This is a genomic window from Paraburkholderia caffeinilytica (assembly GCF_051027425.1).
Taxonomy (GTDB): domain Bacteria; phylum Pseudomonadota; class Gammaproteobacteria; order Burkholderiales; family Burkholderiaceae; genus Paraburkholderia; species Paraburkholderia caffeinilytica_A.
The window spans coordinates 1,463,963-1,476,942 of record NZ_CP186553.1; the positions used below are offsets into that span (position 1 = coordinate 1,463,963).

Sequence of the window (12,980 nt, forward strand, 5' to 3'; positions counted from 1 at the left end):
AATCGGCCAAACGCAAACACTTAGCCCGCCTGGTTGAACGCTACACCGCTGCCTTGACTTATAATCACCAAGTCATCGGGAAACACCCGGTGGCCAGGTGTGGAAGCCTGTTGTTCTAACCGCACACCCGCTCACGCGGGTCGTGCGTCTACCCCTGCACGTCTGTAGTTTTCAATGGGCGGGCGGTGGTGGGGGAGCCGCAAGGCTCGCCGGCTCGTTAGAACACCGGTCTTCCAAACCCGCCACGTGCCCGCTCACCCGCCATCCAAGCAAGCGAGTGTCGGGCGATCCAGGAAGTACCAGGGAGGTCGCACCATGAACAAAAAACCTACAAAACAATCTCAACCCGCTTCACGCCCGCCAGTCGACGCGCTCCAGTACGAAAAACTTGCATTGCAGACCTTCGACCTCTGCAACCGGCAATTGAGCCAACTCAACACATTGATCACACTTTCGTCCTCAATATGTAGGAATCCTGCCATCACGAGCGATGAAAGACGACGTCAGCAAACCATGCTTGAATTGCTCGTCGACACCGCAGAGCAATATCAGCGGGAGCTCGAAAGTGACCGCGAGCTATACCAGGTGATCGCGCTCGATGCGAAGGGCATTCCTCAAAGCCGCATCACCGCGAACCGTGCAGCACGCCTTCTTGCAGAGGCGTCACAAATAGCGGCGACGGAAACACCGACAGACGCAAAACCCAGCCAGCACAAACAAGCATCAGCCGAACCCGCGACGAGCCAGGAAGAAGACGCGGACCAACAGCCCGCTCCCGTGCAACATTAACCATCGAGAAGGCGGACGGCTTCAGTTGACCGACTGCCGTCCAAGGCTCAACCGCCCGAATACGGGCGGCTTTCCCAGCACCGTCAGCGGGTAGTGCAAAGATACCTATAAAAACCGTCCTCAGAACAACTGTCTCTGCCCCGACATCAAAGTCGTAAAGTCATCACGTAACAGCGGCAGGATCGCATCCGCAACCGGCTGCAACTGCCGTGTCAGATAGTGTTCGTAATCGATCGCCGAGCGCAGCGTTTCGAGCGGTTCCGGTCCGGCGGTGGTGATCACATAACTGATCCAGCCACCGTTCTGATATTGCAACGGCCGCCCCTGTTGCCGGTTGAATTCATCAGCCACGCGTGCCGCGCGCACATGCGGCGGCACGTTGCGTTCATATTCACCGAGCGAGCGTCGTAACCGCTTGCGGTACACGAGCTGATCGTCCATTTTTCCGGCCAGCGTATCGCGTACGTAGTCGCGCACATAGTCCTGATACGGCTGTTGCCTGAAGATTCGTCCATAGAGTTCCTGCTGGAACTGCTGGGCAAGCGGCGTCCAATCGGTCCGCACCGTTTCGAGCCCTTTGTAGACGATTTCCTCGCTGCCGTCCGGCAACACAGTCAGCCCGGCATAGCGCTTCTTGCTGCCTTCCTCCGCGCCGCGAATCGTCGGCATGAAGAAACGCTTGTAGTGCCGCTCGAATTGCAATTCGAGCGCGCTTTCGAGGCCGAAACGCGCCTGCAGATTCTGCCGCCACTGCGCGTTGATATGCTCGACCAGCGCGCGGCCGATGCGGCTCGCTTCGTCTTCGCTATGCGCGTCTCTCAGCCACACGAAAGTCGAATCCGTGTCGCCGTAAATAACCTCATAGCCTTGCGCCTCGATCAGCTCGCGTGTGGCGTGCATGATTTCGTGCCCGCGCATGGTGATCGACGACGCGAGACGCGGATCGAAGAACCGGCAGCCGGTTGAACCGAGCACGCCGTAGAAGGCGTTCATGATGATCTTCAACGCCTGCGAAAGCGGCCCGTTGTGCTCGCGTTTGGCGGCTTCACGCCCTTGCCACACCTGGCCCACGATCGATGGCAAACAATGGCGTGTGCGCGAGAAGCGCGCGCCGAGAAAACCCGGCACCGACTGATCGTCGCCAGGGTTCAGCATCCCTTCCACGAGCCCCACCGGATCGATCAGAAACGTGCGAATGATCGACGGGTACAGGCTCTTGTAATCGAGCACCAGCACGGAATCGTAGAGGCCGGGCCGCGAATCCATCACGAAGCCGCCAGGACTCGCGGCACCGGCTACGTCGCCGATATTCGGTGCGACGTAGCCTTGCCGATGCATGCGCGGCATATACAGATGCGTGAACGCCGCAACCGATCCACCGCTGCGATCCGCGGGCAGACCGGTCACGGTTGCGCGCTCCAGCAGAAACGACAGCAACTCGGTCTTCGCAAAGATGCGCGTGACCAGTTCGCAGTCTTTCAGGTTGTACTGCGCGAGGGCAGGCTTGTCCTCGTCGAAGCGGCGCTGGATTTCGTCCATGCGCTGATACGGATTGTCGATCGACTTGCCTTCGCCCAACACGGAACGCGCCACATATTCGAGGCTGAACGAAGGGAAAGTCCACGTTGCGGAGCGCAAGGCTTCGATACCATCGATGATCAATCTTCCCGCAGCGCCCGCAAAGAAGTGATTCTGTTTGTGGCCGTGCTCGCGCCATTCCATCACCGTGCCACCACGGCCGAGCCGCAGCGGTACGCGATATTGTTCGGCATGCTGCTGCAGCACACGCAAATCGAACTGCACGAGGTTCCAGCCGATAATCGCGTCAGGGTCGTGCCGCTCCAGCCACGTGTTCAATTTTTCGAGCAACTGTGCGCGGGTTTCGCAGTATTCGAGGTCGAAGTCGACACCGCTGTCGTCGCCGTTCGGCGGCCCGAGCATATAGACCTGACGCTGTCCGCATCCTTCGAGCGCGATGGAATAGAGCTCAGCGTGCGCACTGGTTTCGATATCGAGTGAAACCAGCTTCAAGGGCGGCCGATAGTTCGTAGCCGGTTTCAGCTCACTGTTCAGAAGCGGGCCGCCATTTTGCGCGTCGCCGCTGAACCACACCGGCGCGGTGATGAACCGCTCCATCATGTAGCGTTCGGGCGGGAAAATGTCCGCCTCGTAGACGTCGACGCCGCCTTGCTTCAGGCGTTTCTCGAAGCCCGTCAATTGCCGGTACTGCTGGGCGTAAAGCCCCATCACCGGGCGATGCTGGAAGTCGCGCAGGTCGAGCGGGCGCAGATCGAGCGGCGCTTCGCGGCGCAGGATCGTTTCGGCGCGCTCGCGGTGGTCGGCCGGAATGAAAGCCACCGAAGGCTGAGGGCGCAGGCGGATGTGACGGGGCCCGCCGTCTGTTGCCAGCCAGAAATCCACCTCCGTGCCGGCGGGCGTATCCCGCCAATGTCGGGTCAGAATGAAACCCTGTTCAAGCTCAGTCAAACTTCCACCTCTAAACGGGCGTTATCGCCTTATGCGATTTTACCGTTATGCGGCTGTTATCGTGGCCGTATAGGCGCGATCGCAACCGGGTGGCACGCAGTTGACGCAGCGCTGCCGTCGCGGGACGGTAGGGCTGCAAAGAGGCGGGGCCGCGCGGATGGCACGTTGAATGCAGACGCACGGCGTAGTCTGTATGATCGTCCTGCAGCGATTCCTTCGGCGCAGGCCATGCGCCGGGCACAAGTCCACCAACAACGGAGTGAACGATATGAGGTTGAGCAAACTTGTTATTGTGGTCGCGGTAGCTGCAACCAGTTTTGGCGCGCAAGCGCAAGTGGCCGGCACGCAGCCGTTGAGCGTCACGGTCGAGCAATCGAATGCGCTGCTGAGCGGCTGGAGTGTCAAGAAGAGCATTCTCGGCAAGGGCGTGTACAACGACCAGAACGAAAAGATCGGTACGATCCGCGATCTGGTGGTGGCGCCCGATGGCTCGCTGTCCGCCGCCATCGTCTCCGCTGGCGGATTCCTCGGCGTGGCGTCGCATGACGTCGCGGTGCCGATCGCTGCGCTGGATATCCGCTCAGGGAATTTCTATCTGGCCGGCGCGACCAAAGATGCCTTGAAAGCGACGCCCGCGTTTCAGTACAACAAGGTTCAATCGCCGCCGAAGCCTAAAAAGCTGACCGGCCAGTAATGCGCGCAATCGGCGAGTTCGCCGGTTGGGCTGCTACAGGTAGCCTCTGAATCACGTAGCAATAGAAAACGGCGCACGTAGCGCCGTTTTCTATTGATCAGCGACTTGCGTCGCTAATTGCACTTCAAGCATTTCAAGTACTTCAAGTCGAGCACCCTCAAGAAGGTTCGCTCACACCATCGCTCATGCTTCCAGCGCGAGCGTGGCGAACGTGCCCAGCCAGTGTTCACCCATATAGTCGCCGGCCACGTGGGGAAGGGCGCTCTGAAGATGACGCTCGGCCGATTCGAACAATATTGTCCGGCGCACGTCGCCCGCGGGCAGCGCGCGCGCCAGCGACCGCTGGCACCATGCACGGCTCAGATTCAGGCCATCCAGGTGGGCGATCTTGCCGTCGGTGCGGTCGGTCACGGTGACGGGTTCGAACAGCGTGGCGGGCTTCTTCGCGCCGAGATCCGGCAGAAAGCGCCCGAACCATTCGACGAATTGCGCGGGCGGCAAGATACGCCGCATCAATTCCGCTTCCATTAACGAAGGCGACAAAAACTCGTCGCCGGCGGGCTCCCATGCCTGACAGGCGACATCGTTCAGGAACCAGCGCTCCGCTGTATTCACCAGCAGCGCTTCAAGTGACTCACGTGAAGTTTGCCGCGCGAAATCGAGTGTGAGCGCGAGTGCGAACGCCATATTGAAGTGCGTGCCGACGCGCAACGGGTAAGTCGCCTTCGGCAGAAATTCTTCGAAGCGGTCGACAAAGGTCGCGGTAAGCGGCGCAAAAACCTTGGCCCAGCGCGCGGCTTCCGAGAGCTTCAAGGAATGGAGTTGCGCGCTCAACGCGAGCAGCCACGCCCACCCATACGGGCGCTCGAAACCGCGGTTGTGCGGCAGATCGAGATACGCAAGCTCACCGGCCACATTCGCTTCGGTGAAATGCTCGTCCACCACCGCGACGATGCGCGCCGCTTCAGGCAAATCGGGAAAACGTTCGAGCAGATGCAGGATCAGCCAGTAGCCATGCACGCACGAATGCCAGTCGTAGCTGCCGTAGAAAATCGGATGCAAGGCACGCGGTCCCTGCACGTCTTGCGGACCGGCGAGCGAGTGAGTCAGCTTGTTCGGATACTCCCGCGTAAGATGGGCGAGCGCAAGATTGGCGAATTTAGAAGCTAATTCGGGGGTGAGTTGAACAGTCATGGGCTCTTCCTCAGAAACGGAATACGAACAGATACAGCAGTATGGTATTGACGACCAGCAATAGTAAAGCGGTTGGCCACTGCGCCTTGATCACGCCGTTCTGGTCTTTCAGCTCCAGCAGCGCGGCCGGCACGATATTGAAGTTGGCGGCCATCGGCGTCATTAATGTGCCGCAGAAGCCGCACAGCATGCCGATTGCACCAAGAATAGCCGGGTTGCCGTGGAATTGATGCACGATCAATGGCAAGCCTATACCGGCTGTCATCACCGGAAAGGCGGCGAAGGCGTTACCCATGATCATCGTGAAGATTGCCATGCCGAATGTATAAGCCGCGACCACGGCGAAAGCGGAATCGACTGGAATCCACGTTTTCACGAGATCCGACACCACGTGGCCCACGCCGGCTATCGCAAACAGCGCGCCGAGGGCGGCCAGCATCTGCGGCAGAATGGCGGCCCAACCCACGGTATCCATGGTGTGCCGCGCGTCTTTCAGCGCGTGCACCGGCGAGTCGCGCAACATGAAAAGCGCCGCGCCAAAGGCGACCAACGTGCCCAGCACGAGCGAAATCAGCGTGACGTTCTTCGGTTCAACGAACGGTACGTATTTCAGTGTCAAGGTGCCGAGCAACGTGATGACCGGAATGAGCAGCGCCGGTATGAAAAGCGTGTTGCCGAAGCGCTGCGCGTTTGCTTCGCGGCGCGCGGCCGCCGCTTCAGTATTGCTGTCCGCTTTGCCTTTGCCGAGCTTGCCGGAACCGGCGATCAAGGCGAGGGCGATGGCGAGGCAACCGGTCACGAAATGCGGCAGTTCTCCGCCGAACATGAAGGTGATCGCGTAGATGCCCCAGAACAGAAAGTTGACGACGCGGCGCGGATTCGAGCGGTCCTGCAGGTTGAAGAGCGCGAACGCGGCAAACATCAAACCGGCCAGCACGTAGAGTGATTCGAGCTTGATCATCATCGTGCGATACCTCGTCCTTGTGTCCGGTCGATGCCCAGCGTCTTCATCTTGTAGGAGAGGTTGCGGTCGAGCAGCATCAGGCGCGCGAGATGAATCACGAGCGCGGCGATCGCGGTAGGAATCGCCCACACCGACACATGCAAGGGCTCGACCACAATGCCGTTCTGTTCGAGGAAGCCCTTGATCAGCAGGATCGACTGGATCGCAATGAAAATGTCTTCGCCGAAGAACACGGCAATGTTGTCGACCGCCGACGCATTCGCGCGAATCTGCTGACGCACTGTATCGGGCAATTCGCCGTAGCGGTTCGCGGCGGCCGCCTCGGCCATCGGCGCGATCAGCGGACGCACCATTTGCGCATGACCGCCGAGCGAGGTCAGTCCAAGCGCTGCGGTGATCTGGCGAATCACGAAATACAGCATCAGCACGCGGCCGGTGGTGGCGGCGTGCAAACGCGAAATCAGGTGCTTGGCTTGTTCTTTCAGGCCGTTGCGTTCGAGCAGCGCGATCACGGGCAGGGTCAGCCAGATCAGGCCCATGTAGCGGTTATCCGCGAATGCCTTGCCGAATGCGCTGACGATCTCCACCGGCTGCAAGCCGCCGGCCACGCCCGTGGCGATCCCCGCGATCGTCACCACCAGGAGCGCGTTGAAGCGCAGTGCAAAGCCGAGTACGACAATCGGCACGCCAATCAAAACCCACATTCTGTTCTCCTGTGTCGCTGCTATGTCGTTGTTTTGCCGTTGCGCGCGCCACGCCGGATGGGTGACGAGAGCCGGTTGCACACGCGTAAAGGTGGCAAGTTGCACCAGGTTGCAATGGCTCGCAGGCGACGAAATCTAACACGAGAATTTATCGATAAATAGTCAACAAAATGCGTTACTCGGGTAAACGCCAGGGATGACAAAGGGTTACTCTGCGGAGTGGGCGCGCTGAAGGGGGACGCCAGATCGCGCAGCTATTGTTGACCGGTATTCACGCCGAGCTATCTAGAAAATGAATATAGGCCATTCCAACATTTAATTTGTGGATATGGTGGCGGTCCGATATGGTGTAACGATCCATCCCACACAGGACCATGCAGCGCGACGCACGCAACCCGATCAGGGCGCGTTGGATGAGTCCTGACTCGCAGAGGCAGAACAATGTTCGACCGCGTATTCGTCAATGCCGTGGACGCCGACGGCCGCCCGCTCAACCTTGCCATCCATGAGGGTCGCTTTGTCGGCATGGGTCCGGAACGTCCCGAGACCGGCGGCGCGGAAGTCGTCGATCTGGCAGGGCACCTGGTGCTGCCCGGATTCGTCGACGGACATATTCACCTGGACAAGAGCTTCGTTGGCGATGGCTGGCGTCCTCATCGTCCTGTCGCGAGTCTGCGTGAGCGTCTCGCTATCGAAAAGCAGGAACTGGCGAGCGCCGCGCCTATCGTCGAGCGCGCCGACGCGCTGATCCGCCAGGCCGCGTCGTTCGGCACGATTGCGATGCGCAGTCATGTCGACGTCGATGCGACGACGGGACTGACCAACCTGCATGCCGTCATGGAGGCACGCGAGAAATGGCGCGGTGTCGTGGATATCGAACTCGTAGCGTTTCCGCAGGCGGGCGTCGTGTCGTGCCCCGGCACGGCGGAGATTCTCGATGCAGCGGCCCGCGAAGGCGCGCAGGTCGTGGGCGGTATCGACCCGACCACGCTGGATGGCGACGCCGAAGGCCAGCTCGATATTGTCTTTGGCATTGCTGAAAGACGCGGCGTGAAAATCGACATTCACCTTCATGAACCGGGGCAGCAAGGGATCGATCAACTGCACCGCATTGCCGCGCGCACTAGGGCGTCGGGATTGAACGGCCGAGTGTCGGTGAGTCATGCCTACGGGCTCGGCGATGTCGCGCCCGGGGTGGTCGATCGCGTCGCTGTCGCGCTTGCGCAAGCCGGTGTATCGATCATGACGAATGCGCCGGGCGACCGCGCGTTCCCGCCGATCCTGCAACTGCGCGCAGCGGGTGTGCGCGTGTTCACCGGTAACGACAACATTCAGGACGCGTGGTGGCCGTATGGCAACGGCGACATGTTGCAACGAGCCATGCTGGTCGGTTACCGCTCAGGTTTCTATACCGATGAAGAACTGCGCGTAGCGCTGCACATGGCGACGGAAGCAGGCGCCGCTGTGCTGGAGAAAAGTGACTACGGACTGAAGGTTGGCAATGAGGCGACATTCGTCGTCGTGAAAGCACCGAACGCCGCTGCGGCTGTCGCTGCCGTACCGGCTGAGCGGGCCATCGTCCGAAACGGGCAATTCTGGGGCGATTCGTCGCGTGTGCTGTTCAAGGTCACGACGCCCGGACGATAAAGCCACGACGGCCTCAATAATGGCTACGCTGCCACAGCGTTGGCGGCGTTTCCAGCAGATGACGCAGCCCTGCGCGGTCGAACGCGAGATCCGCAGCCGCCTGCACGCGTTCGAGTATGTCTCCTTCATCGACCGATAACACCCGGTAGTTCTCCATCAGGATTTTGCCGCCGACCATCGTCATACACACGTCGCCGGCATTGGCGAAGCAGGTGACGCGATGGACGGGCATATTCATCGGCATGAGGTGCGGTTTGTACAGGTCGACCAGAATGATGTCGGCCTGCTTGCCCACTTCGAGTGAACCGAGTTCGTCGTCGATCGACAATGCTTTGGCGGCGTCGATGGTGACCATTTCGAGCACCTTGCCGTGCGGCAGGACGTCCGGATCACGAAAATGACGGCGGTGGTAGTGCATGCATTGCCACATGTGGCGGAACATGTCGTAACCACGGTCGGGGGCCGCGCCATCCGAACCGATCGCCACCGTCACGCCGGCATCGATGAGTTCCGGCACAGGGCAACGTCCGATAATCGACATGATTGCACTTGGGTTGTGCACGATCGAGGCGCCTGTCTCGACGCATGCCGCGATGTCCGCGGCGTTCAGATCGATGGCGTGCGACATGAACGACTTCGTGCTTAACAGTCCCAGCTCGCGATGCGCGAAATCCAGCGAGCCGGTGCGATGGCCGTCCTGCGTGAAGAGTAAATCGCGTTCGCGAGCCAACGCCATGTATCGCTCGGCCTGACGCCGGAAGATAGATTCGTGTGCGGCCTGCTCGGGATAGTGCTGCGGTGCGTAGACGGGTAACGTCAACGCAATCTGGATGCGGCCGCTGGTGTCGCCGTGGCATGCGTCGATGATCTCTTTGCAAACGTCGTACATCTGCGCGAAATCGACATCGCGTGTCACGCTGCCGCTTGTGCCGTCCATGCCGTCCATGCCGTTCACGCCGTGCCGAGTGTAGGCACGCGGTTCGGGCGGGCGCGAAGGACCGACCGCGACGATCGAACGTGTCCCTGTCTTGACCACCGCGTCGCAGTGACGCCGCGCATACACGGGGTCGTCGACGCGCATGATCGAATCGCCGCCGCCTAGCAGCGATACGCCCGTTGTCACGCCTGCCTTGAGGCGCTCCAGCGCGGCGAGATGCGATTCCATTTCCCAGAATGTTTCGTCCGATGAGCGCGTATAGATCGCCTCGCACGCCGCCGACCACGCATCGCCGTTCGCGCCGCCGATCGTCCTGAGCATTGCGTGCCCGGCGTGGGCGTGCGCATCGATCAGGCCTGGCAGCACCGCCTTGCGACGTGCGTCGATTACGCGGTCTGCCTGGTATTGCTGCGCGAGCGCACTGGTTTCTCCGACGGCGACAATGCGATCACCCTTGATGGCCACCGCGCCGTCGTCGATGACGCGGCGCGTAGCATCGATTGTGATCACACAGCCGTGCTCGATCAGTATGTCGACCTGTTGCTTATCGTTCATATGCAGATTCTTCTTGTGTCTTGTGAGGTGCTCGCGCACGTTTACATCGCATCGACCAGCTCGCCGTTGCGCACGACAATGCGTCCGTTTGCGATAACCAGCTTGCGCTTGGGCCGGGCGACCACGGCATGCGCGACACATTCCGCATCCACTAACACGAGGTCCGCGCGTGCGCCGACACGCAGACCGTAGTCGCTGAAACCGCAACCTCGGGCGGCAGCGTCGCTCACGCAGTCGAAGGCAATCGCGATGTCGTCGTCGCGTCGCAAGTCGTAGCGCATGCCGATCAGCATCGCGCGTTCGAGCATGTCCGGTACGCCATACGGCGACCAGGTGTCGCGAATGCCGTCATTGCCGCCGAAGATCGTGATGCCTTTGTCCCTGCAAATCTTGAGCGGAGGAACGGGACGAGACGGCGGCGCACTGGTCAGAAGCGCCACACGCAGATGCGCGATCCGTTCGAGCAACGCATCGCGTTCACGTTCGGGCAATGCGCCGAGACAGAACGCGTGGCTGACAACCACGTGCCCCTGCATGCCCATCGCCTCGACCCGGTCGAGCAGCAGTTTCAGCGTGAATGCGCCGATTTCACCGGGTTCGTGCAGATGGATATCGATCGGCTTGCGATAACGCTCCGCCAGCTCAAACGTCGCGTTTAGCGACCCAACGGGATCGCCGTCGATCAAGGCCGGATCGAGTGCGCCGAGTACGTCGGCGCCCGCAGCGAGTGCGCTGCCGAGCAGTTCGACCGTGCCGGGACGGATCAGCATGCCCGACTGGGGAAACGCGACGATCTGCATGTCCAGCACATCGCGCATTGTCTGCCGCGTGCTGAGCACGCCTTCGATATAGCGCATCCCCGCATCGGTATCGACATCGACATGGGTGCGCAGTCGCGTCGTGCCGGCCTGCACGAATGCCCGCGCCAGCGCGAGCGACTGACTGGCCGCATCGTGTCCCGACGTCTTGCGCCATTCGCGCTCGTTGCGGATCCGGTCGGTTAGCGCGGGTCCCACCTCGTTGCGATACCACGAGCGGCCCCAATGGCTTTTGTCGACGTGCGTGTGTCCTTCGACGAAACCCGGCAGCAGCAATGCGCCGCCGCCGTCTTCGGCCAGCGCGCCAGGTTGCGCTTCGACATGCGGCCCGAGCGCCGCGATGCGGCCGTCGGCGATGGAAACGGAAACCGGTTGGCCGTCAGCCAGCCGGACGTTGGAGAGAAGAATAGAGCGAGTCATGGTGGTCATGCCGATTCGACGGAAGTGGCGATACGAGCCCGCAGCGCGCGCTGCGCGGCGCTGATCGCGATGAACACCACGGCATTGGCGAACAACGCGACGAGGCCCGTGTTGATGGAAGTGAAGGCGATAGGCGCGGCCGGGAAAACGGAGGCCAGCGTCATGCCGCGCCAGTTCGCCAGACCCAGTACGAGCGCGCCCGCGAAGATGCCGCCGAATGCCGCTTCCCGCGTGCCGAACGGGCGCCTCAGGAAACTCGAGGCGAGCATGGGGACGAGTTGCGTCAACAGGCTCGACGAGAAGATAGCGAGAGCGACGAAGTTCGAGCCGCCGCGCAGCACAAAGTAGACGACAATCAGCGTGAACAGCGGCAGCGCGATGCGCGCGACGCGGCCGACTTGCCGGTCGGTCGCTTGCGGTGCGAAACCTTCGCGATAGATGTTGCGGGCAATCATCGTCGACGCGTTGAGCATGATCAGCGAGCCTGGCACCAATGCCGTAAGCAGACCTGCGCCGCCGACAATCCCGACGAACCACGACGGGAACGTCTGCTTGACGAGCCGCAGCAGCGCGAGATCGGTTTGCGCGCCTTCGAGCCCGTGCACGGTCAATACCGCGGCGAAACCGACGAGGAACAGGAACGCGATCAACACCTGGTAGATCGGCATCAGCATGGTGTTCTTGCGCAGCGCCGACGCGTCGCGTGCCACGTAGACGGCGGTGAAACCATGAGGATACAAGTAGTAGCCGAGCGATGTCAGCAGGAGTGTCGAGTTGTACCAGCTCAGATTGAACCCGCGCTCCGGCATGCGCAGCAGTTCCGGATGAACGGCGTCGATGCGCGCGAACATCTCACCAAAACCGCCGAAGTAGTGCAGCGGCAAATAGGTGCCGAGAAAAATCGCGAGACCGAGGATCAGCACATCTTTGAAGATCGCAATGCTTGCCGAACCGTGGATGCCCGACACGCTCATGTACAGAACCATCAGGGTTGCGCTGATCCAGATAGCGGTGTCCTGCGAGATCGAACCGTACGACATCTCGGAGACGATAATGCCGAGACCGCGTAACTGGATGATCAGCAACGACACCATCGCGAACACGGCCACCACCGACACCAGCACGCCGATGGCGCGACTGTCGTACTTCGACGCGAAATAATCGGCGAACGACACGAGGCCGCGCTCCTTCGCGTAACGCCAGATAGCGGGCAGCATCCAGTAACCAAACACGTACGCGAGGCAGCCGTATGACAGGATGTAGAACGCCGGCACGCCCTTGCTGTAGGTCCAGCCACTCGCGCCGAGAAACGAGAAGGTCGAAAAAGCCTCACCTGCCATTAGCAGGAAAGTAAGCAGCGAGCCGAAGCCGCGCCCGCCGACCGCCCATTGTTCCAGGCTGAACGTTTTGCCGCGACGCGCGTACAGGCCGACCGTCAGCGCGAAGAGCGCAAACAGAACGATGATGACGAGAGCCGGATTCATTGTCCGTCTCCCGTCCGCTCGCTCGCACGTGCCGCTTCGTCGCGGCTGTCGAGGTAATAGATGAATGCGAGGATGGCGGCCGTTGCGGCCATCCAGAACAGGTTCCACACGAGCAGAAACGGCAGGCCGAACAGAAGCGGCGTACTGGCGGCGAGGGTGCCGCCCGAATAGATACCAATGAACGGCAGCGCGGCCAGCAGAAAGCGAAATTTCATAGGACGCTTCCTTGTGCCGATGCCCGCGAGCGGCATCCTCCCACCGTTCTCGATTGCGTTTTCTTCATACCT

The 12,980-nt window shown here is 61.0% G+C and carries 11 protein-coding genes; 3 read left to right on the top strand and 8 right to left on the bottom strand.

Annotated elements, in window-relative coordinates; translation table 11 throughout:
• The first annotated feature begins 315 nt into the window (after nucleotides 1-315).
• Complete coding sequence (locus ACOSV0_RS27030; protein ID WP_434115293.1) at nucleotides 316-789, top strand: hypothetical protein; 474 nt, start codon at nucleotides 316-318, stop codon at nucleotides 787-789.
• A gap of 120 nt (nucleotides 790-909) precedes the next feature.
• Here the strand turns inward: ACOSV0_RS27030 and ACOSV0_RS27035 are convergent, their stop codons facing one another.
• Entirely contained in the window at nucleotides 910-3,276 is a 2,367-nt protein-coding gene (locus ACOSV0_RS27035) for a DNA polymerase II (protein WP_434115295.1), read from the bottom strand.
• A gap of 268 nt (nucleotides 3,277-3,544) precedes the next feature.
• Between ACOSV0_RS27035 and ACOSV0_RS27040 the strand changes: the two genes are divergently transcribed.
• Nucleotides 3,545-3,970 carry a PRC-barrel domain-containing protein gene (locus ACOSV0_RS27040; protein ID WP_120345032.1) on the top strand — a complete coding sequence of 142 codons (426 nt, stop codon included), beginning with the start codon at nucleotides 3,545-3,547 and terminating at the stop codon, nucleotides 3,968-3,970.
• Nucleotides 3,971-4,153: 183 nt separating this feature from the next.
• Here ACOSV0_RS27040 and ACOSV0_RS27045 read toward each other — a convergent pair whose 3' ends face one another.
• From ACOSV0_RS27045 to ACOSV0_RS27055, 3 genes are read right to left on the bottom strand one after another with little or no spacing between them, the layout of a single operon-like run.
• On the bottom strand, nucleotides 4,154-5,164 hold the full coding sequence (locus ACOSV0_RS27045) for a DUF2891 domain-containing protein (RefSeq protein WP_434115297.1): 1,011 nt from the start codon (nucleotides 5,162-5,164) through the stop codon (nucleotides 4,154-4,156).
• A 10-nt stretch (nucleotides 5,165-5,174) separates the two neighbouring features.
• Complete coding sequence (locus ACOSV0_RS27050) at nucleotides 5,175-6,125, bottom strand: DUF979 domain-containing protein (protein WP_434116161.1); 951 nt, start codon at nucleotides 6,123-6,125, stop codon at nucleotides 5,175-5,177.
• A complete protein-coding gene (locus ACOSV0_RS27055) occupies nucleotides 6,125-6,832 on the bottom strand; it encodes a DUF969 domain-containing protein (RefSeq protein WP_434115298.1) in 708 nt (235 codons plus the stop codon). Before ACOSV0_RS27055 ends, ACOSV0_RS27050 begins: the two co-directional genes overlap by 1 nt.
• Nucleotides 6,833-7,273: 441 nt before the next feature.
• Between ACOSV0_RS27055 and ACOSV0_RS27060 the strand changes: the two genes are divergently transcribed.
• Complete coding sequence (locus ACOSV0_RS27060) at nucleotides 7,274-8,479, top strand: amidohydrolase family protein (RefSeq protein ID WP_434115300.1); 1,206 nt, start codon at nucleotides 7,274-7,276, stop codon at nucleotides 8,477-8,479.
• 13 nt (nucleotides 8,480-8,492) lie between these two features.
• On the opposite strand, the gene ACOSV0_RS27065 is transcribed toward ACOSV0_RS27060, so the two are convergent.
• From ACOSV0_RS27065 to ACOSV0_RS27080, 4 genes are read right to left on the bottom strand one after another with little or no spacing between them, the layout of a single operon-like run.
• The gene (locus tag ACOSV0_RS27065) at nucleotides 8,493-9,971 is read right to left on the bottom strand and encodes an amidohydrolase family protein (RefSeq protein WP_434115302.1); all 1,479 of its coding nucleotides are present in this window, start codon (nucleotides 9,969-9,971) and stop codon (nucleotides 8,493-8,495) included.
• Nucleotides 9,972-10,012: 41 nt separating this feature from the next.
• Complete coding sequence (locus ACOSV0_RS27070; RefSeq protein WP_434116163.1) at nucleotides 10,013-11,209, bottom strand: amidohydrolase family protein; 1,197 nt, start codon at nucleotides 11,207-11,209, stop codon at nucleotides 10,013-10,015.
• A gap of 5 nt (nucleotides 11,210-11,214) precedes the next feature.
• Nucleotides 11,215-12,693 (bottom strand): sodium:solute symporter family protein, encoded by a 1,479-nt coding sequence (locus ACOSV0_RS27075; protein WP_434115303.1) that lies wholly within the window; start codon nucleotides 12,691-12,693, stop codon nucleotides 11,215-11,217.
• Nucleotides 12,690-12,908, bottom strand: coding sequence for a DUF3311 domain-containing protein (locus ACOSV0_RS27080; protein WP_434115305.1), 219 nt, complete (start codon nucleotides 12,906-12,908; stop codon nucleotides 12,690-12,692). The genes ACOSV0_RS27075 and ACOSV0_RS27080 overlap by 4 nt, the downstream gene beginning before the upstream one ends.
• Nucleotides 12,909-12,980: the final 72 nt, after the last annotated feature.

Coding starts and splice junctions, on each gene's coding strand:
- ACOSV0_RS27065 (WP_434115302.1), bottom strand. CDS start 9,971: ATGAACGATAAGCAACAGGTCGACATACTGATCGAGCACGGCTGTGTG.
- ACOSV0_RS27060 (WP_434115300.1), top strand. CDS start 7,274: ATGTTCGACCGCGTATTCGTCAATGCCGTGGACGCCGACGGCCGCCCG.
- ACOSV0_RS27080 (WP_434115305.1), bottom strand. CDS start 12,908: ATGAAATTTCGCTTTCTGCTGGCCGCGCTGCCGTTCATTGGTATCTAT.
- ACOSV0_RS27055 (WP_434115298.1), bottom strand. CDS start 6,832: ATGTGGGTTTTGATTGGCGTGCCGATTGTCGTACTCGGCTTTGCACTG.
- ACOSV0_RS27070 (WP_434116163.1), bottom strand. CDS start 11,209: ATGACTCGCTCTATTCTTCTCTCCAACGTCCGGCTGGCTGACGGCCAA.
- ACOSV0_RS27040 (WP_120345032.1), top strand. CDS start 3,545: ATGAGGTTGAGCAAACTTGTTATTGTGGTCGCGGTAGCTGCAACCAGT.
- ACOSV0_RS27075 (WP_434115303.1), bottom strand. CDS start 12,693: ATGAATCCGGCTCTCGTCATCATCGTTCTGTTTGCGCTCTTCGCGCTG.
- ACOSV0_RS27050 (WP_434116161.1), bottom strand. CDS start 6,125: ATGATCAAGCTCGAATCACTCTACGTGCTGGCCGGTTTGATGTTTGCC.
- ACOSV0_RS27030 (WP_434115293.1), top strand. CDS start 316: ATGAACAAAAAACCTACAAAACAATCTCAACCCGCTTCACGCCCGCCA.
- ACOSV0_RS27045 (WP_434115297.1), bottom strand. CDS start 5,164: ATGACTGTTCAACTCACCCCCGAATTAGCTTCTAAATTCGCCAATCTT.